The sequence below is a fragment of the Gallaecimonas pentaromativorans genome, assembly GCF_003751625.1.
Lineage (GTDB): Bacteria > Pseudomonadota > Gammaproteobacteria > Enterobacterales > Gallaecimonadaceae > Gallaecimonas > Gallaecimonas pentaromativorans.
Window position 1 is genome coordinate 67,163 of record NZ_RJUL01000009.1, and the last position, 21,433, is coordinate 88,595.

The 21,433-nt window shown below is 59.2% G+C and carries 20 protein-coding genes; 7 read left to right on the top strand and 13 right to left on the bottom strand.

Annotation, left to right across the window (positions count from 1 at the left end; translation table 11 throughout):
- Positions 1-8: 8 nt before the first annotated feature.
- The 11 genes from fliL to EDC28_RS15890 all read right to left on the bottom strand — a co-directional run bounded on the left by fliL (position 9) and on the right by EDC28_RS15890 (position 12,041).
- Positions 9-536 carry a flagellar basal body-associated protein FliL gene (fliL, locus tag EDC28_RS15840; protein ID WP_123422269.1) on the bottom strand — a complete coding sequence of 176 codons (528 nt, stop codon included), beginning with the start codon at positions 534-536 and terminating at the stop codon, positions 9-11.
- A 50-nt stretch (positions 537-586) separates the two neighbouring features.
- Positions 587-2,371, bottom strand: coding sequence for a flagellar hook-length control protein FliK (locus tag EDC28_RS15845; RefSeq protein WP_123422270.1), 1,785 nt, complete (start codon positions 2,369-2,371; stop codon positions 587-589).
- Positions 2,372-2,403: 32 nt separating this feature from the next.
- Positions 2,404-2,841 (bottom strand): flagellar export protein FliJ, encoded by a 438-nt coding sequence (gene fliJ / locus EDC28_RS15850; protein WP_050660313.1) that lies wholly within the window; start codon positions 2,839-2,841, stop codon positions 2,404-2,406.
- Complete coding sequence (gene fliI / locus EDC28_RS15855) at positions 2,838-4,184, bottom strand: flagellar protein export ATPase FliI (protein ID WP_123422271.1); 1,347 nt, start codon at positions 4,182-4,184, stop codon at positions 2,838-2,840. The genes fliJ and fliI overlap by 4 nt, the downstream gene beginning before the upstream one ends.
- On the bottom strand, positions 4,174-4,932 hold the full coding sequence (locus EDC28_RS15860) for a flagellar assembly protein FliH (protein ID WP_050660311.1): 759 nt from the start codon (positions 4,930-4,932) through the stop codon (positions 4,174-4,176). The genes fliI and EDC28_RS15860 overlap by 11 nt, the downstream gene beginning before the upstream one ends.
- Before the next feature lie 13 nt (positions 4,933-4,945).
- Positions 4,946-5,980: a flagellar motor switch protein FliG gene (gene fliG / locus EDC28_RS15865; protein ID WP_123422272.1), complete on the bottom strand. Its 1,035-nt coding sequence runs from the start codon at positions 5,978-5,980 to the stop codon at positions 4,946-4,948.
- Positions 5,970-7,706: a flagellar basal-body MS-ring/collar protein FliF gene (gene fliF / locus EDC28_RS15870; protein WP_123422273.1), complete on the bottom strand. Its 1,737-nt coding sequence runs from the start codon at positions 7,704-7,706 to the stop codon at positions 5,970-5,972. Before fliF ends, fliG begins: the two co-directional genes overlap by 11 nt.
- A 10-nt stretch (positions 7,707-7,716) precedes the next feature.
- A complete protein-coding gene (fliE, locus tag EDC28_RS15875; protein WP_050660309.1) occupies positions 7,717-8,085 on the bottom strand; it encodes a flagellar hook-basal body complex protein FliE in 369 nt (122 codons plus the stop codon).
- A 60-nt stretch (positions 8,086-8,145) separates the two neighbouring features.
- On the bottom strand, positions 8,146-9,453 hold the full coding sequence (locus EDC28_RS15880) for a sigma-54-dependent transcriptional regulator (RefSeq protein WP_123422274.1): 1,308 nt from the start codon (positions 9,451-9,453) through the stop codon (positions 8,146-8,148).
- Complete coding sequence (locus tag EDC28_RS15885) at positions 9,450-10,460, bottom strand: sensor histidine kinase (RefSeq protein WP_123422275.1); 1,011 nt, start codon at positions 10,458-10,460, stop codon at positions 9,450-9,452. Before EDC28_RS15885 ends, EDC28_RS15880 begins: the two co-directional genes overlap by 4 nt.
- A 132-nt stretch (positions 10,461-10,592) precedes the next feature.
- Complete coding sequence (locus tag EDC28_RS15890) at positions 10,593-12,041, bottom strand: sigma-54 interaction domain-containing protein (RefSeq protein WP_050660306.1); 1,449 nt, start codon at positions 12,039-12,041, stop codon at positions 10,593-10,595.
- Between the two features lie 224 nt (positions 12,042-12,265).
- Here EDC28_RS15890 and pseB point away from each other — a divergent pair, with 224 nt between their 5' ends.
- Genes pseB through pseI form a run of 7 tightly spaced genes read left to right on the top strand, consistent with a single transcriptional unit; the run spans position 12,266 to position 19,751 of the window.
- Positions 12,266-13,267 (top strand): UDP-N-acetylglucosamine 4,6-dehydratase (inverting), encoded by a 1,002-nt coding sequence (gene pseB, locus EDC28_RS15895; protein WP_050660305.1) that lies wholly within the window; start codon positions 12,266-12,268, stop codon positions 13,265-13,267.
- Positions 13,264-14,403, top strand: coding sequence for a UDP-4-amino-4,6-dideoxy-N-acetyl-beta-L-altrosamine transaminase (gene pseC, locus EDC28_RS15900; RefSeq protein WP_123422276.1), 1,140 nt, complete (start codon positions 13,264-13,266; stop codon positions 14,401-14,403). Before pseB ends, pseC begins: the two co-directional genes overlap by 4 nt.
- Entirely contained in the window at positions 14,400-15,218 is an 819-nt protein-coding gene (locus EDC28_RS15905) for an aldo/keto reductase (protein WP_050660303.1), read from the top strand. The genes pseC and EDC28_RS15905 overlap by 4 nt, the downstream gene beginning before the upstream one ends.
- Positions 15,219-15,228: 10 nt before the next feature.
- Positions 15,229-15,978, top strand: a complete 750-nt coding sequence (locus tag EDC28_RS15910) for a cytidylyltransferase domain-containing protein (protein ID WP_050660302.1) — start codon at positions 15,229-15,231, stop codon at positions 15,976-15,978.
- On the top strand, positions 15,971-17,254 hold the full coding sequence (locus tag EDC28_RS15915; protein WP_050660301.1) for an aminotransferase class III-fold pyridoxal phosphate-dependent enzyme: 1,284 nt from the start codon (positions 15,971-15,973) through the stop codon (positions 17,252-17,254). The genes EDC28_RS15910 and EDC28_RS15915 overlap by 8 nt, the downstream gene beginning before the upstream one ends.
- Positions 17,254-18,705, top strand: a complete 1,452-nt coding sequence (gene pseG, locus EDC28_RS15920) for a UDP-2,4-diacetamido-2,4,6-trideoxy-beta-L-altropyranose hydrolase (RefSeq protein ID WP_123422277.1) — start codon at positions 17,254-17,256, stop codon at positions 18,703-18,705. Before EDC28_RS15915 ends, pseG begins: the two co-directional genes overlap by 1 nt.
- The gene (gene pseI / locus EDC28_RS15925) at positions 18,702-19,751 is read left to right on the top strand and encodes a pseudaminic acid synthase (RefSeq protein WP_123422278.1); all 1,050 of its coding nucleotides are present in this window, start codon (positions 18,702-18,704) and stop codon (positions 19,749-19,751) included. Before pseG ends, pseI begins: the two co-directional genes overlap by 4 nt.
- 31 nt (positions 19,752-19,782) lie before the next feature.
- Here pseI and EDC28_RS15930 read toward each other — a convergent pair whose 3' ends face one another.
- Positions 19,783-20,043, bottom strand: coding sequence for a hypothetical protein (locus EDC28_RS15930; protein ID WP_050660298.1), 261 nt, complete (start codon positions 20,041-20,043; stop codon positions 19,783-19,785).
- On the bottom strand, positions 20,040-21,338 hold the full coding sequence (locus EDC28_RS15935; protein ID WP_050660297.1) for a motility associated factor glycosyltransferase family protein: 1,299 nt from the start codon (positions 21,336-21,338) through the stop codon (positions 20,040-20,042). Before EDC28_RS15935 ends, EDC28_RS15930 begins: the two co-directional genes overlap by 4 nt.
- Between the last annotated feature and the right edge of the window lie 95 nt (positions 21,339-21,433).

The following is a 21,433-nucleotide window of genomic DNA, read 5'->3' on the forward strand; positions in this document are numbered from 1 at the left end:
AGCCTCCTTTACTGCATCACAAAGCCGGTAAAAAGCACCCGCTCTACAACGGGTTTACCGGCCACCGGGGTCAGGGCGTCGCGTACCGCCTGCTGAGCGGCGGTGCGCAGGTTTTCCCGGCCCTGGCTGGTGGACAGTTGCTCTTCGGTAAACTGGCTGAATGTGGACAACAGCACGCTCTCAATCAACGGCAGGTGCTGTTTGGCCAGGGCTTCGTTGTCGGCGCCTCTGACCATCACCTGCACACTTATCTGCACCAGACGGCTGCGCTGGTTACCCGGCACATTGAACACAAAAGGCTGAGGCAGGGCCACATAGAGAGCCTCGCCGACCTCTTTTGGCTCGGCTTTGCCTTCCTTGTCCTGGGTTTGTTCGGTGCTATCGGCCTTGGCCGGCTCCCCGCTGCTGCCAGCGAGCAGGAACCAGGCCACACCGGCGCCGATAAGCAGTACCAGTACAGCGACAATAATGATGATTAACTTTTTCTTGCCGCCGCCTTTTTTACCGACAGGTTCCAGTTCCAGTTCTTCAGCCATTGTCCATGTTTCCAATAAAAGTCTGGTTGTACTTTACCTTAGCTGTCGGCTCAGGCGTAGGCATCAACCAAGCCATCTGGGGTCAAGGCGTAACGATAGGGCAAGCTTTCATCAATTTCGCCCTCGTCACCCTGCCAAAAACCACCATTGCCGCCGCCTTGACCTTGCTCCTGGCGGCTCTCGCCCCCATTGGCGCCTTGGTCACGCACCTGACCCTCGGCCAGGTTAAAGCCCTGGTCAGCCATCATGTCTTTGAGCCTTGGCATGGCATCTTGCAGCCACTCGCGGGTTTGAGGATGACTGGCCTGGAATTGGACCTGGGCATCCTGGTGATGCACCTGCACCCGGATCATCAAACTGCCAAGCTCGGGCGGGTCAAGCTGGATGTGGGCCTCTTTGAGGTTTTTAGACAGCATCACCCCCACCTTTTCGGTCAAGGCCTCGGCAAACCGCTGCTGCGGTACCAGGGTGACCCGGTCGCTTACCTGGGCGTCTCGAGGCACGGCAGCGGCGCCATTATTGGCCGCCGTTTGCAAAGGGGCGCTGGAGTCGGTTTTGTGCAGGCTTTGCACCTGGGCGTCAGGGCTTTGCTGAACCTGGTGCGGCACCGGGTTCATGCGGCTGTTGTCCTGAGCGCTGGCCGCTACCGGAGCATCGGCTTTGGCAGGTTTATCGGTGCCAAGCAGGCTGGCCAGGCTGCTGTCTTTATCACCTTTGTGCTCGCCGGCGCCTTTAACGGCTTTGTCGTCACCGTCTTTATCGGCTTTGTCAGCTTTATCGCCCTTGGCTTGCGCTTTACCGGCACTCGCCACCTGGGCTACCGGGGCGGCCTGGGCGGTATCGGTCTTGGCGCTGCCTTGTTGCAGGCTGGCCAGCACCTGGCGGGCCTTTTCAGCGGCAGGGTTGGTCACTTCCGCCTTAGCGGCGCGCACGCCATCTTTGCCAACCGTCATTTGGGAGGCAACTTCAGCCGCATCGTCATTGATGTTTGAGGCGGCATCGCTATTGGCGGCAGTGCCCGTTTTAGCTGCGCCGGCATTAGCACCGGGCACCGATGGGGTGGCTTTTGTCTCGCCATTACCATCGGTTAGAGGCGCCTTGCCATCGGCCTTGGCCGTTTTGCTGCTGGCATCAATGTGAGCCTTGTCGCCCTTGGCCGATTGGGTATCAGCGGTTTTAGTGCCCTGGCTCAGCTCGCTTGGCAGCTTGTCGCCCTTGCCCTCAGCGTTGGTCGCTTTACCGTTGGTCTCGCTAGCCTTGGCCGTATCAAGCTCGGCTTCACCCGGCGCCAAATTTTTGGCATCGGTGGTTTTGCCATCCGTAGCGGCGGCATCGGTCTTGGCGTCCGCGCCCCCTTTGACCACAAAGCGCGGCAACACCGCCGCTTTATCTTTGCCGTCCACTTTAACGTCGCCGCCCTCCTCGGCTGGCGCGCTTTGCTCAGGCAGGTGCTTTTGGGCATTGACCACCAGGTTGATGAGATCGTCACTGCTGTCGGTGCTTTGGCCATCGCCATCGCCTTGAGCGTCGCCTTTGTGGGCCTTATGGTCTTTGGCCTCAGCAGTTTTGGCGTCATCGGCCTTGCCCTGCTCGGCCGGCGCACTTTCTGTGGCGCCGTCTTTTGGGGTCTCTGTGCGAGCGGAAGCGTCAGCGGGGCCGGGCTTTTCATTGCCCTCGCCGCCTTCGGTTTTATGGGAGTGTTTGGACGGCACCGTCTTGCCGCTGCCTTGCAGGGCTTGGCCAAAGACGCTACCAAACGGGTCGCCGCCCTTATCCAGGGCTTTAGGGGCTTGTTCGGCAGTGGTGGCGGGTTGCGTGAGCGCTGGCAGTTGCATAAGACGGTCCAATCCCAATCAGATGCAATAACCTATGCAATTGGTGTTCCAACCTTACGGCCAACCAGATCGTCAAGCTCCCGTTGCTCGCGGCGCTGGGCGGCTACGGCGGCGTCTTGCGCTTTGCGCTCAAGCAGCAGATCGATGGCTTTGGTGTCTTGGCGGGCAACCCGCCAGGCTTGTTCGCGGCTCGCCACCGCCTGCTGATGCTGCACCAGTTGCCCTTGCAAGTCGGCAAGGCCGCTATCGAGGCGCGCCACAAAGCGCTGGTAGTGGACCATGTTCACGGCAGTAAGACCAACACCGGCCTTTTGCTGCATCTCTTTGAGGTAACCATTGCGGTAGTTTTGCAGGGTATTGAGTTTGCCCTGAAGCTGCGCCAGGGCCTGGCGGGCCTGGGCCAGTTGCGCCAAGGCCCGGTCTTCTTGTTGCTTGCGCTGGTCCAGCACCAGCTCCAAGGCTTTACTCATGCGCCCTCCCCGGCGGCTTTGGCCAACAACTCAAGGGCTTGCAGGCAGTCGTCATAGGGGCAGACCTCCTGCATCGACTGGCGCAGAAAAAGGTTCATGGGCTCTTTCAAGCGGATGGCGATATCGACTTTGGGATCGGAGCCCTGGCGATAGGCGCCCACCTGGATAAGGTCCCTAGATTGCTCGTAGGCGCTGAACAGTGCCTTGACGGCTCTGGCCTGCAATTGGTGCGCTTCAGAGGTAACCTGGGGCATCACCCGTGACACCGAGGCGCCCACGTCAATGGCCGGGTAGTGGCCGGAATCGGCCAGTGCCCGAGACAGCACGATGTGGCCATCGAGGATGGCCCGGGCGGCGTCCGCTACCGGGTCTTGCAAGTCATCCCCTTCGCTTAGCACGGTGAAAAAGGCGGTAATGCCGCCCTGGCCATCGCCGCCGTTACCGGCGCGCTCCACCAGGCCCGGTAGGCGGGCAAACACCGACGGCGGGTAGCCCTTGGTAGCAGGCGGCTCGCCTACGGCAAGGGCTATCTCCCGCTGGGCCTGGGCGTAACGGGTTAAAGAATCCACCAGCAGCAGCACGTTAAGGCCCTGGTCGCGAAAATACTCGGCAAAGGTCAGGGCGGTTTCGCAGGCTTTAAGGCGCATCAGCGGGCTGGTGTCGGCAGGGGCCGCTACCACCACGGCGCGGCGGCGGCCTTCGGCGCCAAGAATTTCGTCAATGAATTCGCGCACTTCCCGGCCCCGCTCCCCCACCAGGCCCACCACAATCACATCGGCGCTGGTGCCTTTGGTCATCATGCCCAGCAGCACCGATTTACCGACACCGGAGCCGGCAAAGAGCCCCATGCGCTGGCCCTGGCCGACGGTGAGCAAGGTGTTGATGGCCCGCACCCCCACATCCAGGGGCTTGCGGATGGGGCGACGGGTCAGCGGGTTTAAAGGCCGACCCTTAAAGCCCACCCGGTTTTCGGCGCGCACCGCGCCCATGCCGTCCAAGGGGCGGCCAAGACCATCCACCACTCGGCCCAGCAGACTCATGCCCACCGGCAAGGTGGCAGATACACCTAAGGGGGTTACCCTGGCGCCGGGTAAAATGCCGGAGACGTCCTGGTTTGGCATCAGATAGAGGGTGTTGTTGCCAAAGCCTACCACCTCGGCTTCCACGTCCTGGCTGTGCCCCTCGATGCGGCACAAAGAACCGATGGGGGCGCGGCAGCCTTGGGCTTCAAGGGCAAGGCCCACCACCCGTACCAGCCGGCCGGCCACGCTGGGCTTTGGCAGCTGCATCAGCCGCTCAAAGCGCCCTAAGCGGTCAGCCAGACTCTGGCGCTCATTCGCCATCGTGGCTCAATCCGGCTTCGGCCAAAATTCCCTGGCACAGGATGCGAAGCCGCTCTTGAAGGTCCACATCCACCAGGGATTGCCCGGCTTCGATGCGGCATTGGCCATGGCGCAGGGTGGGTTCTTCTCGCACTTTCCAGCGCCGGTCTTTGAGCTCGTCTTCGCTGTATTGCTGGTGCAGGAGGCGTGCGTCGGTAGGAGCCACCTCGATGGTGATGGTGGTGTCGTCTTCGGAGAGGGCGTCAATGCCTTGGCGAATAAGGTGATGAACCAGCTCTTTGTCGGTTTTGAGCTCATGGCCCAGCACCGCCTGCATACCGGCCACCAGTAAGGTCACCAGCTTGCCTTCGATGCGTTGGTCTTTATCCAAAAGCGGCGCTGCCAGTTCGTCAGCCATGGCTTGCCAGTGATTAACGGCGTCAGCTATCTGTTGCTGGCCGGCAGCGAGGCCCTCTTGAAGACCCTGCTGGTAGCCTTGCTCTTTGCCTTCGTCGAGCCCTTGGCTGTGGCCCTCGGCATGGCCGGCTTTAAAGCCTTCGTCTTTGCCTTCGTTAAAGCCTTCTTCGGCGGCGTCGGCGCGCAAGGTTTCGAGTTCGGCAATGCTCATGCCCTGGGGGCGGGCAGCCGGCGCCTCAGGCTCGTTGTCCTGGCCTTGCTTGCGCCGGTGAATATGCAGCGCTCTTGATATTTCATCCGGCTCCGGCGGCGTAAAATCGCCCCCTTCCCAGCGCTGAATTTCGTCAGACACGGCCTGTTACCTGTTAGAGGAATTCGTCGGCGCCGCCGCTGGCCAAGGCAATTTCGCCAGCATCGGACAAGCGCCTTGCCACACTGAGGATCTCTTTCTGGGCCGCTTCCACTTCGGAGATGCGGATGGGGCCCATGGCTTCGAGATCGTCGCGCATAAGATCGGCGGCCCGTTTGGACATGTTCTTGAACATTTTTTCCCGAAGGCCGTCGTCGGCGCCCTTGAGGGCACGAATAAGGGTGTCCTGCTGCACGTCGCGCAGCAGCGTCTGGATGGCGCGGTCGTCCACCTCGGCCAGGTTTTCGAACACGAACATCAAATCCTGAATTTGCTGGCTGAGCTCTTCGTCGGTTTCGCGGATGCCTTCCATCAGCTGGTTTTCTACCGCCGTATCTAGGTAGTTCATGATGTTGGCGGCCGCCTTGAGGCCACCCATCTTGGCTGCCTGGGCGCCGCTTTGGCCGGCGAACTGCTTCTCCATGATCTCGTTCAGCTCTTGCAGCGCCGCCGGTTGTACCTCTTCGAGGTTGGCAATGCGCATCAGCAGATCCAAACGGTCCCGGTCGGCAAACTGCGACAAAATCTCGGCGCTTTGGTCCGGGTCAAGGTAAGAAAGCACGATGGTCTGAATTTGCGGGTGTTCGTTCTGGATGATGCTGGCCACCTGGCGAGCGTCCATCCATTTAAGGGAGTCAAGGCCCTTGGCGTTACCACCGAGGATGATTTTGTCGATAAGGGCGCCGGCCTTGTCCTCGCCCAGGGCATGGTTCAGGGCCTTGCGGATAAAGTCTTCGGAGTCAAAACCGATGGAGGAATACTGCTGGATGTCCTCGATAAAGGATTTGTGCACCGCCAGCACCTTCTCCTGGCTGAAATCCTCCATGGACGCCATCATCATGCCCACTTTCTGAACCTGTTTAGGCTCCATGTGGCGCAGGATAGAGGCCGCATCTTCCTCGGTGAGGCTCAGCAGCAAAATGGCGGTTTTCTCAATGCCATTGAGCTTGCTGACATCAAAGGTCTTTTTCTCAGCCAGATCATTTGCCATCGTCGGTCAACCACCCTTTCACCACCTGGGCCGACAGCTCAGGTTCGTTGGCCACCAAGGCGCGGATCGCCTTGAGCACTTCTTCATCTTTACGCAGGTCCGGCAGTTTAACACCCCCAACCAGGGTCACGCCGGGTACCAGGGCATCTTCTTCCATACCGGACAGGCTTTCCAGTGCATCTTCGTCACCCAGCCCGTAATGGCCGCCGTCCAGCGCCAAGTTATCGGCCTGGGCATTGCCGCCCATCAGGCGTTTAAGGAGCGGGCGCACCACCACGAAGATCAGCACGATGATGATAAGGGCCCCGGCCAGTACCTTGGCCAGCCGCGCAAACCAGCCGGTCTCGTAGAAGGGGATGGCATCGGGCAGGTCGGCGTCGGGGCGGGCAAAGGGCACCGACAACACTTCCAGGCTGTCGCCACGGGCAGGATTGATACCCAGGCCTGCCATCAGCAGACGCTTGATGCTGTCCAGCTCTTCGGGGCTGCGCGCCACTTTGGTGACTTTGCCGTCGGCATCGGTCTGGTTTTTGTAATCCACCGCCACCGACACCGTCATGCGGTCGATGGTGCCCACCTGTTGCTGGGTGTGGCTGATGGTGGTGTCCAATTCAAAATTCTTGGTGCTTTCCGAGCGGCTGGAGCCGGGGGTTTGCACGGTATTACTTTGGGTATTGGTGGCGTCTTCGGGAATCTGAGAGGCCGCCGGCGGCTGGTTGGACAGCGCGCCAGGTACGCCACCGGGGGTGCCGCCATTGCGGTTTTCTTCAACGCTCATTTCCGAGCGCACCGCCGGTTGGTCTGGGTTGTAGCGTTTTTGGGTCTGCTCGACGGCGGTAAAGTCCATGGAGACATCCACCTGGGCGGTGTAGTTATCCAGGCCCACCACCGGCGACATGATGGAGTCGACTTTATCGAGGTATTGCTTCTCGCGGGCGGTCTCCAGCTCCAGCTCTTTGCGGGAGCGGGCCGCCAGGGCGTTTTGGCTGCCGGAGTTGAGCAGGCGGCCGTTTTGGTCGGTCACCGTGACTTTGTCAGGGCTCAGGCCATGCACGGCAGAGGCCACCATATCGACGATGGAGTCTACTTCTTCTTGCTTGAGGCTGGAGCCGCGAGCCAGGTTCAGCACCACGGTGGCAGAGGGCTGCTGGCGCTCGCGAAGGAACACGGAATCTTTGGGAATGGCCAACAGTACCCGGGCGCGCTTAACGGCAGACAATTCCTCGATGGCGCGGGACAGCTGCTGCTCGCGGCTGAATTTCAGGCGCTCTTGCTCCAGGCGCTGGCTGACACCAAAGCCCATGTCCTTCATCAGGATGTCGTCGCCGGTGTTTTCCTGGGCCGAGCTCATGCCGGCACGGGTCATGGCCAGCTTTATCTTCTGGTAGTCACCTTCCGGCACCAGCACGGTGTTGCCTTCAATCTTGTAGCTGTATTGGTGCTGGTCGAGAAAATCGAGGGTAGAGACCAGCTCATTAGTCTCCATGCGCCCCAAGGGGCGGTATTCCGGTTCTTTGGCCCACAAAAACACCAATACCACCAGCGCCAGGCCGATGGCCAGGCCCAGCACCAGGCTTATCTGACGCAGCACATCGGCGTTGCCGAGGTTGGACATCAGGCTAAAGCTCTGCTCGCCGTTGTCACTGGCGCCTGCGCCTTGCATGTCGGCGGTGCCGGGAGCCGGCGCGTTGCCGACAGTAGCCAGTTGGGTGTTTTCGTTTGCCACGGCCTACTCCTTACACCGGCATGTTCATCACGTCCTGGTACGCTTGCATCAATTTGTTGCGTACCTGGACAGTGGCTTGGAAGGCAATACCGGCTTTTTGGCTGGCGATCATGGCATCGGCGATGGACACGTTAGGATCGCCCATTTCAACGGCGGTTTGCTTGGACCCGGCATCCTGTTGCAAACCGTTGACCTTGTCCAGTGCCTGGGTAAAAAGGTTGGAAAAATCGCTCTGGATCTTGTTGGGACCCTGGGCACTGCCAAGGGAGCCGAGGCTGTCCGGGGCCATGGCCTCGCGGCTGACGCGCGGGCCTTGGGCCTGGTTGATAAGCGACTGCATCTGTTGCAGCAAAGCTGAGTTTTCACCACCGATCTTCATGTCAGGATTCCGTCGTTAGGGACTGTGACAGAGACATCCTTGCAATCAGCAGGCCAAGTTTTAAGCCGGTATGCTGATCCCCGCATCACGAAGCCTGGCGAGCTTGTAGCGCAAGGTGCGGGGGCTGATGCCCAGCTTCTCGGCCACCGCCTGACGCGAGCCGTTGCAGGCCTCAAGGGTGTCGAGGATGATCTGCGCTTCCTGGGCTTTAAGCTCCCCAGAGAGGCCATCGGCGCTGGGCATCTCCAGGGCCTCGTCGTCGGTCTCGATGTAGAGAGCGTCCGCGTCAATCCATTGGCCTTCGGCAAGGATAAGGGCGCGCTGCACCACGTTATCCAGCTCCCGTACGTTGCCGGGCCAGCCGTGCTGGGTGAGGCGCTCACAGGCATCCTCGGTCAATTGCGGCGCCTCGCCCTTGCTGTGGCGGGCCAGTAGGTGGCGGGCCAGTGGCACGATGTCTCCCGGCCGGTCTTTAAGGGCTGGCCAAGTCAGCGGGAATACGTTGAGGCGGTAGTATAAATCTTCACGGAAACGGCCCTGAGCCACCGCGTCTTTGAGGTCGCGGTTGGATGTGGCCAGCACCCGTACATCCAAAGACACCGGCTTGCGGGCCCCCAGGCGCTCCACTTCACGCTCTTGCAGCACCCGCAGCAGCTTGGCCTGCAGGTTGAGATCCATCTCGGTTATCTCATCGAGCAGTAAGGTGCCGCCGTTGGCCTGTTCAAACTTACCGGGGCAAGCCTGGATGGCGCCGGTAAAGGCGCCTTTCTCGTAACCAAAGAGGGTGGCTTCGAGCATGTTGTCGGGGATGGCGGCGCAGTTGATGGCCACAAAAGGGGCGTTGGCCCGGCCCGATTGCTGGTGCACAAAGCGGGCCAGCACTTCCTTACCCGAGCCGCTGGGACCCAGCACCATGACGGTGGCGTCGGTCTTGGCGACCTTGGCCGCCAGTTTCAGCAGCGCCTCACTTTTAGGGTCGGCCACCACCGGGCCCTTGTCGTCGGTTTCTTCGGCCAGGGCGTAGCGGCTGACCATGTTAATCAGCACTTCCGGGGCGAAGGGCTTGGCCATGTAGTCGATGGCGCCAAGCTTCATGGCCTCGACGGCGTCGTTCACCTTGGCGTGGGCGGTCATCAGCAGCACCGGCAGCTCGGGGTGGGATTTACGCAATGAGCGCAGCAGCGCCATGCCGTCCATCCCCGCCATTTGCACGTCGGATACCACGATTTGGCAGTGATGGCTTTTCAGGGCCAGCAGCGCTTCTTCGCCGTTGATGGCGGTCTGCACCGCAAAACCGGCCAGCTCCAGGGTGTCGACCAGGGCCTCAGACAGGGCCGCGTCGTCTTCAACAATCAAAACCTGGGTCATGCGTTGTCCTCCATCAGCGGCAGGATAAGGGTCATGCGGGCACCGCTGGCGCCGTTGGCCATGTGCAATTGGCCGCCGTGGGCCTGGGCCACCGAGCGCACCACCGACAGCCCAAGGCCGGTGCCATGGCTCTTGGTGGTAAAGAAAGGTTCGGCGACTTTGAAGAAAAGCTCTTCGGGAATACCGGGGCCGTCGTCTTCCAGGCACAGGGTCAGCCAGGGGGACTGGGCACTGATGCTGAGCACCAGTTGCCGGGCGCCGGCTTGCAGGGCGTTGTGAACAAGGTTGCCAAGGGCGGAGACCAGGGCCGTCATCGAGCCCATCACCTGTGCGGTCGGTGCCAGGTTGCGAATATCGAGGGACGCTTGGTGGGTGTCGAGCATGGACTCGGTCGCCTGAGTCAGCTCCTCGGCAAGGCTGGTAGCGTCCAGCTTGTCGGCCACCTTCTGATCGCCGCTTTTGGCGAACAGCAGCATGTTATTCATCTGGCTTTCCAAGTCCCGAAGCCTTGCTACCAGCTTTTGCTGGAAGCGGTCATGAGTGCTGACAGGCAGGTCTTGGCTGAGCTGGCCGGCATAGAGCATGGCGGCCGACAGCGGCGTGCGAATTTGGTGGGCAAGGGAGGCCACCATGCGCCCAAGGGAAGAGAGCCGCTGCATGTGGGCCATGCGGGTTTGCATGGCGCGGGTCTCGGTTAGGTCCGAGATCACAATCAGCTGGCCCGGTTCGCCGTCCAGCGGGCAGATATCGAGCTTAACCCGCCGGCCATTGACCAAGGACACCTCGGCGCCGTCATCGGCTTGAGGGCGAAAGGCGCGGCCTACTACATCCAGCCAGCGACATTGCAGCAAGGGCTCCCCCAGCAGACCGATAGCGGTGGCATTGGCTTCGGTCACCCAGCCGGTGCCGTCCAATACCACTACCCCTACCGGCAGTATGCTCAGAAGCTTGTCCAATTGCCTGGCCGCCGGCTCTGCCGCCGGGTACCACTGTTGTGCCAAGGCCATAGCTCACCTTTCGTTTTGAACCTGATAACAGGCCTAATGCGAAAGACGTGCCAAAACGTAAGGTAATGAATTTAATGGAATTAAAAGAAGAAAAGTGGAGTGCCAAGGATTTGACACTCCGATTTGAAAGGCTTAATCGAGACTTTTGCCGAGGCCGTATTTGCGCATTTTCTCCACTAAGGTGGTGCGGCGCATCCCTAAAAGCTCGGCGGCTCTGGCTACCACGTTGTCGCAGTTGTCCAGGGCCTGGCGGATAAGGTCGGTCTCCAGATCTGCCAGCATCTCTTTAAGGTTGATGCCATCGGGCGGCAGGGTCGCAGCCCCTACCCCATCGACCGCCATCGCCATCGGCGCTGCCAGCTCGGCCTCCATTTCCTCTGACAAGGGCTCGTCGAGGAAAATCGACATCAGCGCTTCGCGTTCAAGGGCCTCTTCCTTGGCGGCGTCAAAGTGGCTGACCTCACCGTACTGGTAGGTGCGCGGTAAATGCCCCACATCCACCTGCTGGTTGGGATAGAGGATAAGCAGCCGCTCTACCAGGTTGGCAAGCTCACGTACGTTGCCAGGCCAGGGGTGCTGAGCCAGAGACTCAAGGGCCCCTTGAGAGAAGGTCAGCGCCTTGCCTTCTTCGGCTTCGAGCCGTGACAAAAGCTCATTGACCAAGAGCGGAATATCGTCGGCACGCTCACGAAGGGCCGGCATTTCAATGGGGAAAACATTGAGCCGGTAGTACAGATCCTCACGAAAACGGCCGTCTTCAATCATCTGGGGCAGTGCCCTGTGGGTCGCCGCGACGATACGAACATCCGCCTTGATGGGCTTGGCGCCGCCAACCCGCTCGAAGGTTTTTTCCTGCAATACCCGCAGCAGTTTGACCTGCATGTTAAGGGGCATGTCGCCAATTTCGTCCAGGAACAGGGTGCCGCCCTGGGCCAGCTCGAAACGCCCTTTGCGGGCCGCCACGGCGCCGGTAAAGGCGCCCTTTTCATGGCCGAACAGCTCGCTTTCAAGCAGCTCGGCCGGAATGGCACCGCAGTTGACGGGCACAAAGGGGCCGTCTTTGCGGTTGGACTGGAAATGCAGGTTACGGGCAACCACTTCCTTACCGGTACCGGACTCCCCAAGGATGAGGACCGAGGCATCGGTAGGGGCCACCTGGGTGATCATCTGGCGCACCTGCTGCATGGCCTTGCTGGTACCGACCAGAGAGCGGAACAGGCGGGCGTCGCTGCCGCTAAAATGATGTTCGTGGTGGAAATGCTGGCGCCGGGACAAGGTGCGCAGCAGCTCTTGGAACTGGCTGAGCTTGAACGGCTGGTTAAGGGCGCCGAGGTAGGCACCGTTACTTTTTACCGGTGTCCAGCCAAGGGTGATATAGGGCTTCTGGCAGCCGTTGAGCCACTCTTCGGCTACTTCACTGCCGGCCACCACCACCCGGCAGGCCGCTTGCTGCGCCCCCTCGGGCAAGGCGTCGGGGGGCACACTTTCACAGTGTTCCCCGATGAATTCCAGCAGTGTATGTACGATTTTCTGACGTTCCCGGTCAGCATCGACGACCAGGAAACCATGTTGGGTCTGCATGCCTACTAAACCATGTGCTTGTTTGCGTCGCTGCATACTGGATGCAAGCTTTTGTTATAGTGGGAAAAAGCACCTATGCCTAGGGCGCCCTGCTGTTTAATGATGCCGTCCGTATCAGGCAGATGCCAGTGTTCAGCGAACATTAATTTTAATATCTTTGTGTTTTGCGTCATGGCGCGCATTTTGCTTTAGCCCTGTGAGCCAACCCCATTTGGAGAAATGGCATGTTCGATAACAAGTCAATCCTGGTTACCGGTGGTACCGGTTCTTTCGGCCACATGTTCGTGCGCCATGTGCTGGCCCGTTACAACCCGAAACGGCTGATCATTTTGTCCCGGGACGAACTCAAGCAATTTGAGATGCGTCAAGAGTTCGACGCCCCCTGCATGCGCTACTTCCTTGGGGATGTGCGTGACCGGGAACGGCTGCTGCAGGCCTTTAAAGACGTTGACTACGTTGTTCATGCCGCCGCCCTCAAACAGGTACCGGCCGCCGAATACAACCCCACTGAATGTATCCGCACCAATATTACCGGCGCGGAAAACGTCATCCATGCGGCGCTTGCCAATAACGTCAGCAAAGTCATTGCCTTGTCCACCGACAAAGCGGCCAACCCCATCAATCTATACGGCGCCACCAAGCTGGCTTCAGACAAACTTTTTGTGGCAGCCAATAATATGGCAGGGCGACACCCCACCCATTTTTCTGTAGTGCGTTATGGCAACGTGGTGGGTTCTCGCGGCTCAGTGGTGCCGTTTTTTCAAAAACTTATCGATAACGGCACCGACCACCTGCCCATTACCCACAAGGACATGACCCGCTTTTGGATCACCTTGGAACAAGGGGTGGAATTCGTGCTGACCAACTTCCAACGCATGCAGGGCGGCGAAATTTTTGTGCCGAAAATTCCCTCGGTGCGTATCCCGGATCTGGCCACGGCCATGGCGCCGGGGCTGGCACAAAAAGAAGTGGGTATCCGCCCCGGCGAGAAGCTGCATGAAGTGATGTGCCCGGCCGATGACTCCTACCATACCTACGAATATCACGACCATTTCGTGATAACCCCGTCTATCACTTTCTACAGTCGCACCAACGACTTCAGCGCCAATGGCCTGGGTGAAAACGGCAAGCTGGTGGAGCCCGGTTTCGAATACAACTCCTTCAACAACGATCACTACCTGACCGTGGAAGAACTCAAGGTCATGAACGAACAGGCCCTGAAATGATCCCCTACGGCCGCCAGCATATCGACAACGACGACATCCAAGCGGTACTGGAGGTCCTTAGTAGCGACTTTCTGACTCAGGGGCCACTGGTGCCCCGCTTTGAGCAGGCCATTGCCCAGTTTTGCGGCGCCAACTATGCGGTAGCGGTCAACTCGGCCACCTCGGCGCTGCATCTCGCTTGCCTGGCATTAGAACTGGGCCCTGGTGACAGACTGTGGACCAGCGCCGTTTCCTTTGTAGCGTCGGCCAACTGCGGCCGTTACTGCGCCAGTGAGGTGGACTTTGTCGATGTCGAACCGCTCACCGGTAATATTTGCCTAAAAGCGCTGTCTGCAAAGCTTGGTGAAGCAGAGCGCCAAGGCACCCTGCCCAAGGTGCTGGTGGTGGTGCATCTGGCCGGCCAAAGCGTCGACATGGCCGCCCTTGGCGCCCTGACCCGCCCCTATGACATTCGCATCATCGAAGATGCCAGCCACGCCCTTGGCGCCTATGACGGCGCCGATAGAGTGGGCCAGTGCCGCCATAGCGATATCTGCGTGTTCAGCTTTCACCCGGTCAAACCCATCACCAGCGGCGAAGGCGGCATGGCGGTTACCCAAAATCCGGTGCTGGCCGAACGCATAAGCAGCCTGCGCAGCCACGGCATCACCCGCGATGTGCAAAAGATGCCGAGCGCCCCCGATGGCGACTGGTACTACGCCATGACCGAGCTGGGCTTTAACTACCGTTTGACCGACATCGGCGCCGCCCTTGGCCTCAGCCAGTTGCACAAACTGCCGGGCTTTATGGCCAAGCGCCAGGCCCTGGCCGCGAACTATGACAAGGCCCTGCCCACGCCCTGGCAGCCCCTTGCCATCAACGCGCCGGCCCACTGCGCCTACCACCTGTACGTGGTGCGCTACCCTGGCATCAGCCTTTCGCAAAAAGCCGAGAAATTCAGCGCCTTGCGCAGCGCTGGTATCGGGGTGAACCTCCATTACATCCCCATACCCAACCAGCCTTATTACCAAAGCCTTGGCCAAAACCCGGCCCATTACCCCGGCGCCCAGCAGTACTACCGTGAGGCGCTCACCCTGCCGCTGTTCGTGGACATGACCGATGCTCAGCAGCAACAGGTACTGGAGTCGCTGCGGTGAAGCTGGTGCTGGGTACAGTGCAGTTTGGCCTGTCTTATGGCATCGCCCACGACGGTTCGACACTAGGCGACTCAGCACTATCGGCCTTACTGACGCAAGCCTATGAAGCAGGTATCGACACCCTTGATACCGCCGCTTTGTACGGCAACGCCCAAGCGAGGCTCGGCCAGTTGATGCGCCACCCTTTTGACATTGTTACCAAGCTCGGCGAGTGGCAGCCAGGCCAAGCACGTATGCAACTGGAGCAATGCCTTAGCGCCCTTGGCCGCAATCAGGTAAAAGCCGTGCTGGCCCATCGCGCCCACTCGCTGCTGGCGCCACAACGTCTTGGCGAATTTGCCGCGCTGAAAACCGAGGGATTGTGCCAACAACTGGGGGTGTCCGTTTACAGTCCAGAAGAGCTCAAGCAGGTGCTCGACAGCGCCGATATAGATGCAGTGCAACTACCGGCCAACCCTTTAGACCAACGCTTTTTTGCCATGCTGCCTGAGCTTAAGGCGCGGGGGATAACCGTTCATGCCCGCTCGCTGTTCCTGCAAGGGCTGCTGTTAATGCCCCAAGCCCAGCGCCCTCATTGGACCGCCAATGCCCAGGCACTTGAGCGTTGGGACAGATTACCCGGCGAGCCGCTGCAGCGCGCTCTGGATTTTGCATCAGCGCAAACACAGGTTGATGGTTGGGTTGTCGGAGTGCAAAACCCAGAGCAGCTAACCGCACTGATTGCGGCCAAAGCCAAGGCCAAGCCTGACTCGATGAAAGCACTCGCCTGCAGTGACGTACAACTGATAAACCCGTCCCTTTGGCCCACATCCTGAGAGGTTAGAGATGATCCTGGCAATACTGCAAGCGCGCATGAGCTCAACCCGGTTGCCGGGCAAGGTGATGGCGGATGTGCTGGGCATGCCGATGATTGGCCGCCAACTGGAACGTTTGGCCCGCTGCAAGCAAATTGACAAACTGGTGGTCGCCACTTCGGATGATGCCAGCGACGATCCCTTGGCGAACTGGTGCACTGAGAACGGCATCGCCCTTTATCGCGGCAGCCTGCGCGATGTCCTAGCCCGTTTCAGTAGTGCCGCCAAGGCTTACAAACCGACTCAGGTGGTGCGCCTGACAGCCGATTGCCCCCTTGCCGATCCAAGCGTCATTGACCAACTCATCGAGCAGCATCTTCGCGGCCACTTTGACTACAGCAACAACTGCTGGCACCCGACCTTTCCCGATGGCCTGGACGCGGAAATAGTAACCGCACCCTGGCTGGAAAAACTCTCTCAGGTGGCCAGCACCGCCATGGAGCGAGAGCACGTCACCTACTACTTTCAGGCCCACAAAGACGATATCCGCTGGAGCGAGCTAAAGCGTAACCCGCCCCGCCCGGAGCTGAGGCTGACCGTGGACAACCCGGAGGATCTGGCGCTGGTCAGGCAGATCTACCAAGCGCTCTACCCCGCGAACCCGGCTTTCACCACTCAAGACGTTATCGACTATTTAGACCAGCACCCCGACCTTGCTCAAAGCAACCAACACCTAGTGCGCAACGCCGGCAGTACCTCCAAGGAGAAACAGGATGCGTAACTTCGACAATTCTGCGGCCTGGCTAGAGCGCGCCGAAAAAACCATTCCCCTGGCCACCCAAACCTTTTCAAAAAGTAAGTTGGCCCAACCCCAAGGGGTTGCCCCGCTGTTTTTGCAAAAAGGCAAAGGCAGCCAAGTGTGGGACCTGGACGACAATCAATACACCGATTTCATCTCCAGTCTGCTGTGTATCAGCCTTGGTTACGCCGACAAAGAGGTAAACCAGGCGGTGGTGGCCCAACTGGAGCAAGGCTCTATCCTCTCCCTCCCCCACCCACTTGAGGCACAGGTAGCAGAACTCTTGGTAGAGCTCATTCCCTGTGCCGAGCAGGTGCGGTTTGGCAAAAACGGGACCGACGCCACCTCGGCTGCTATTCGTCTGGCGCGCGCCTTTACCGGCCGCGAGCGGGTAGCCGTCTGTGGCTATCACGGCTGGCAAGACTGGTACATCGGCGCCACCTCGCGAGACCTTGGGGTGCCCAAGGCCGTTAAGGCATTAACTCATACCTTTGCCTATAACGATCTGGCAAGCCTCGAACAGCTGCTCGCCAGCCACCCCGGCGAGTTTGCCGCGGTGATCCTTGAGCCGATGAACGTGCAATACCCCAAGCCCGGTTTTTTAGAAGGGGTTGCCGAGCTGACTCGCCGCCAGGGCGCAGTACTGGTATTTGATGAAACCATCACCGGTTTTCGCTTTGATATCGGTGGCGCCCAGGCCCTGTTTGGGGTAACCCCCGACCTGGCCACCTTCGGCAAGGGGATGGCCAACGGCTTCCCGCTGTCGGCAGTGGTGGGCCGCGCCGACATCATGGCTAAAATGAACGACATTTTTTTCTCCGGCACCTTTGGCGGCGAAACCCTGTCTCTAGCCGCCGCCAAGGCCTGCATTGAGGCACTTCGCCGCCGCAAGGGCCCGGAGCGCCTGGCTGAACTTGGCAACAGATTGATTGACGGGCTGCAAAACCTTATCGCCAGCCATGGTCTTGGCCACCTTTTTAACGTGTCGGGGCACCCTAGCTGGTCCTTCTTAAACATCACCCCTAGCCGTTACTCGGTGCTTGAGCTGAAAAGCCTTCTGATGCAAGAACTTATCGAACAGGGCTTTTTAAGCCTTGGGTCTCACAACCTCAATCTCAGCCATAGTGAGGCCGATATCGACGCGCTAATCGCCTGCTACGCTAACGTGCTGCCGCTGCTGGCCGAAGTAGAAGCCGAGGGCTCTATGGCAAAGCATTTTCGCGGCAAATTCCTGGAACCGGTATTCAAGGTCCGTTGATGAAACTGGTGTTTAGGGTCGACAGCAGCCAGCGTATTGGCCTTGGCCATCTCAGCCGCTGCCTGACCCTGGCCAAAGCTTGGCCAGGACAGGTGCAGTTTATCTGCAGGGCACTGCCTGGCGCTGCCAGCACTTGGCTGGCAGACTGGCCAGTCACCTGGCTAGAAGCAAGTAACGAAGACGATGGCAGTTGGCTGACCGTCAGCCCGCAACAAGATGCAGCAGAGACCTTAAGTGCGCTAGACAGTGACGCCGCACTGCTGCTGGTCGACCATTACCAGTTGGATGCCGCCTGGGAGCGGCAGGTACTGAAAAGCCGTCCGGCCCTGAAACTTGCCGTGATTGACGACCTGCCCGGCCGGGCGCACCTTGCAGATTTACTCATCGACAGCGGCCCTGGCCGGACTCAGGCCGACTACCCACTTCCCGTATGGAATTGTGCCCTGACCGGCCCGGACTTTGCGCCATTAAGGCCGGAGTTTTACCCATCAAAGGTACAACATGCTCCTAGCAACAAGTTGCTACTGAGCCTAGGGGGTATGGATAGCGAGAACGACAACAGCCGGCTACTGACCTGGTTGGCAAAGCTACAACCCACACTGGGTTTTGAGGTGACGTTGGCTATCAGCAGCAAGGCACCACATCTTCGCGACTTAACAGCGCGCGCCAAGCAGCTTCCCTGGTTAACCCTGGCGATAGATTGCAACACCATGGGGGAGCAAATGCGCCTAGCCCGGCTCGCCATTGGTGCGCCAGGCACCAGTGCATGGGAACGCTGCGCCTGCGCGCTGCCCAGTCTGCAGCTGGTGCTGGCAAGTAATCAGCAGCATAACGCCCAAAGCCTGGCGGCCGCCGGAGCCGCTATAACCCTGCCCCGCTTTGACGAAAATATGTTTGTACAAACGCTAACAAGGGTTTGGCAGGACAAGGCGCTTTGCCAGCAGATGAGCCTGCGCGCACAAGCCCTTTGTGATGGCAAAGGCGCTGAACGAATTATCCGCGCCCTCGAGTCCTTATCAAGCACGATAGTGACGCTTAGAGCTATGACCACCGAACACTGCGAGGCTCTTTTTGCCTGGCAAAACGAGCCTGGTGCGCGCACTTATTCGCGTAATCCAGAGACGCCTGACTGGGCGGACCATCAACGCTGGTTTGCCAGCGCCCTTGCTAACGACAACTGCCTGCTTTGGGCTATTGAGCTGAACGGTGAGGCCCTTGGCATGCTGCGTTTGGATAAACAACATGAGGGGCAAGGAGAAGTCTCCATCCTTCTTAGCCAACAGGCTCGCGGTAAAGGCCTGGGGCTGCAAGCCTTGATACAATTGCAACGTATGCAAGTGGTCGGCAGGCTAACAGCGGAGATCCACCCAGATAACCGCGCCTCCCAATCCTTATTTGCTAAAGCGGGGTTCGGCCAGACCGGGCCACGCCAATATGAGGTCGTTTTATGAGCCACGGCTTTTTTATCGACAAGTTCCCCATCGGGGCCGGTGCGCCGCCCTTCATCATTGCCGAGTTGTCGGCCAACCACAGCGGCTCACTGGAAAAGGCGCTAGCCCATGTCGATGCAGCAGCTGCGGCGGGAGTGCAGGCCATCAAACTGCAAACCTACACCGCAGACACCATGACGTTGAACCTAAACTTACCCGACTTTCGGATTGAGGGCGGATTGTGGGATGGTTACAACCTTTACCAGTTGTACGACAAGGCGCACACCCCTTGGAATTGGCACCAGGCGCTGTTTGAACGGGCAAGAGAAAAAGGCCTGGCGGTATTCTCCTCGCCCTTTGATGAAACGGCGGTAGATTTTCTCGAATCGCTGGACGCGCCGGCCTACAAGGTGGCGTCATTCGAAGCCACCGATCTGCCACTGGTGGCCAAAATGGCTAGCACCGGAAAGCCTCTTATCATCTCCACTGGTATGAGCAATTTTGAGGAAATTGCCGAGACTCTGGCTTGTGCGCGGGATAATGGAGCCCGGGATATCGCTCTGCTCCATTGCATCAGCGCTTACCCGACACCACTCAAAGATGCCAACCTTAAACGCATGCTGACCTTGGCCGAGCGCTTCAAGGCGGTAGTGGGATTATCGGACCATACCCTGGGTACATTGGCTGCCAGCAGCGCCGTAGCCTTGGGTGCCAGCATTGTCGAAAAGCACTTTATCCTCAGCCGCAATGACGACAGCCCGGATGCGGCCTTTTCGTTAGAACCGGATGAGCTAGCTGGGCTTGCCAGGGATTGTCTTGGCGCCTGGGAGGCCCTTGGCAATGGCGAAGACCAGCGCAGTGAAGGTGAGAAGGCCAACCTGCGTTTTCGTCGCTCCCTCTACTTTGTTGCCGATCTGCCGGCAGGCACTGTGATAGCGCCGCAACATATTCGCCGGATCCGCCCGGGGTTCGGCCTTGCTCCTAAACATCAGGATGCCGTTATCGGCAGGCGCACCGCCAAACCCATTACCGCCGGTACTGCCGTTGCCTGGGAGCTGCTGGTGTGAAAAGACAGAACCGGCATTCTCGCCGGTTCTTTCATACTGGAGCACTTATCAGTTCCTGAAGCTCGAACTCCAGATAGTCGGCGAGCCCTAGCCAATCCTGGCGTTCCTGGCAGCCCAGCATCATCCCAAGGACTTGCAACAGCTCTGGCTGGGGCTTACCTCCAGCCGTAAGCTGAGCGGTTATCTGCTCAAGCAGCGGTACCATCTCAAGGGCCGCTTCGGTATTCATACCTAAACGAAACAAGCGGGCCAGGGCCAGGCATTGCTGCTGGCATTGGGCAAGAGTCTTCATAAGGTCACCAAATCGGGATGAAAGGCGGCGCCCTGTATTAAAGCACCGGCTTTTGAGCTGTTATAGAAGGTGACATGAGGGTGCCTGGCAATAAAGCGTTCCACCCCGCACAGGTAACTGCGAAAGTTGCGAAGCGTCTTGACCCGCTGGCCATAGCCGTCGAGAGTCCACTCCACGCTTTGCCCCGGTGCCAGCCCAAGTTCGCCGTTCTCCCACCCGGCGTGGGTGCGATCGCCCGGGAACGCAAAGTCGGCGCCAAACATCACTACCTGTTGCCCACCAGCCTGAACAGCCAAGTCAAGCGCCGGGTGGATAACTGAGCCGGCGTTGTTAAGTAGGCCCCTATCCAGTTGCTGGCGAAGCCGGTCAAAGAAGGGGCTGGTGGTCAATGCCAGGTAACGAGGCCCCTGCCATGCCGCCAGAACATCGCCGTTGGTGGTAGGAAAATACACTAGGCCGATGCCGCCGCTTTGGCTGCAAGGTAGCTCCTGTTCGATGATGCCAAAGTCGAGGGTTACTACAACGTCAGGGCGAATACCGTTATCCAGCAAGGGCTTAAGTGCGGTATCCACGGCGATAAGCAGCGGCGCATTGGCCTGCTTACGTCGCTCACGGATATAGGCGTAATGCTGCTCAAGAGAGGGGCCTGTGGCAACCACCCAAACCTCTGGTGTTTTCGCTATGCCAAACAGCTGGCGAACATCCAGGTCTTTGGCAAAAAAGTGGCGGTTAGCCTCGATGCGAGCCAACCGCTCGGGCGCATCGGTCAGAAAACGCCGGTTATTGAAGGGCAAATCCAGCTCGCTTACCAACCTGTCACGGATCTTGGCGTTGGTGTCACTAACCAACACCAACTCGGCGGGACTGACCAGAAACGGCAGTTGGATATCTGGGCTGTTAGCTGCCAACTGCAGAGAAACTCTGGGATCACTCAACCAGTGCCGTTGGTCCAGCAGCTGCAATACCAAGAGGAATATGGCTTCGTTGAGGATGTGCACTTGCAACTGCTGCAGGTTACTGCGTGCCAGCAGCACCTGCTGAATATCACCAAGGGCTGTGCCATATAGATGCACGGTAGCGGCCGTCTCGGGCAGGCTGGCTGCTTGAGTCTTTGCCTCGGTGATGCGAGCGTGACGGCTGGTCAACTGCACACCGTTTACCATCAACGTACTATCAAGGCCTTCTACCAGTTGCGCCGCATCCAGAGGAATGGAAGAAACTTGATTTAGACTAGCCATCAGCTCGGGCCAGCGCTGCGTGATCACCAACAGGTTGGCGTCAAGAAATTCACTCATGGGTCCACCGGTCATTGAAGAACTCAGGAATAGGCCTCAAGGCGCTTGCTGATTCCTTAGCCCTATAAAGCAACGGCAAAGGTACCACCTTTGAA

Excerpts from the sequence above, each read along its gene's own strand:
- fliL (WP_123422269.1), bottom strand. The coding sequence starts at position 536 with ATGGCTGAAGAACTGGAACTGGAACCTGTCGGTAAAAAAGGCGGCGGC.
- EDC28_RS15845 (WP_123422270.1), bottom strand. The coding sequence starts at position 2,371 with ATGCAACTGCCAGCGCTCACGCAACCCGCCACCACTGCCGAACAAGCC.
- fliJ (WP_050660313.1), bottom strand. The coding sequence starts at position 2,841 with ATGAGTAAAGCCTTGGAGCTGGTGCTGGACCAGCGCAAGCAACAAGAA.
- fliI (WP_123422271.1), bottom strand. The coding sequence starts at position 4,184 with ATGGCGAATGAGCGCCAGAGTCTGGCTGACCGCTTAGGGCGCTTTGAG.
- fliG (WP_123422272.1), bottom strand. The coding sequence starts at position 5,980 with ATGGCAAATGATCTGGCTGAGAAAAAGACCTTTGATGTCAGCAAGCTC.
- fliE (WP_050660309.1), bottom strand. The coding sequence starts at position 8,085 with ATGAAGATCGGTGGTGAAAACTCAGCTTTGCTGCAACAGATGCAGTCG.
- EDC28_RS15880 (WP_123422274.1), bottom strand. The coding sequence starts at position 9,453 with ATGACCCAGGTTTTGATTGTTGAAGACGACGCGGCCCTGTCTGAGGCC.
- EDC28_RS15885 (WP_123422275.1), bottom strand. The coding sequence starts at position 10,460 with ATGGCCTTGGCACAACAGTGGTACCCGGCGGCAGAGCCGGCGGCCAGG.
- EDC28_RS15890 (WP_050660306.1), bottom strand. The coding sequence starts at position 12,041 with ATGCAGACCCAACATGGTTTCCTGGTCGTCGATGCTGACCGGGAACGT.
- pseB (WP_050660305.1), top strand. The coding sequence starts at position 12,266 with ATGTTCGATAACAAGTCAATCCTGGTTACCGGTGGTACCGGTTCTTTC.
- pseC (WP_123422276.1), top strand. The coding sequence starts at position 13,264 with ATGATCCCCTACGGCCGCCAGCATATCGACAACGACGACATCCAAGCG.
- EDC28_RS15910 (WP_050660302.1), top strand. The coding sequence starts at position 15,229 with ATGATCCTGGCAATACTGCAAGCGCGCATGAGCTCAACCCGGTTGCCG.
- EDC28_RS15915 (WP_050660301.1), top strand. The coding sequence starts at position 15,971 with ATGCGTAACTTCGACAATTCTGCGGCCTGGCTAGAGCGCGCCGAAAAA.
- pseG (WP_123422277.1), top strand. The coding sequence starts at position 17,254 with ATGAAACTGGTGTTTAGGGTCGACAGCAGCCAGCGTATTGGCCTTGGC.
- pseI (WP_123422278.1), top strand. The coding sequence starts at position 18,702 with ATGAGCCACGGCTTTTTTATCGACAAGTTCCCCATCGGGGCCGGTGCG.
- EDC28_RS15930 (WP_050660298.1), bottom strand. The coding sequence starts at position 20,043 with ATGAAGACTCTTGCCCAATGCCAGCAGCAATGCCTGGCCCTGGCCCGC.
- EDC28_RS15935 (WP_050660297.1), bottom strand. The coding sequence starts at position 21,338 with ATGAGTGAATTTCTTGACGCCAACCTGTTGGTGATCACGCAGCGCTGG.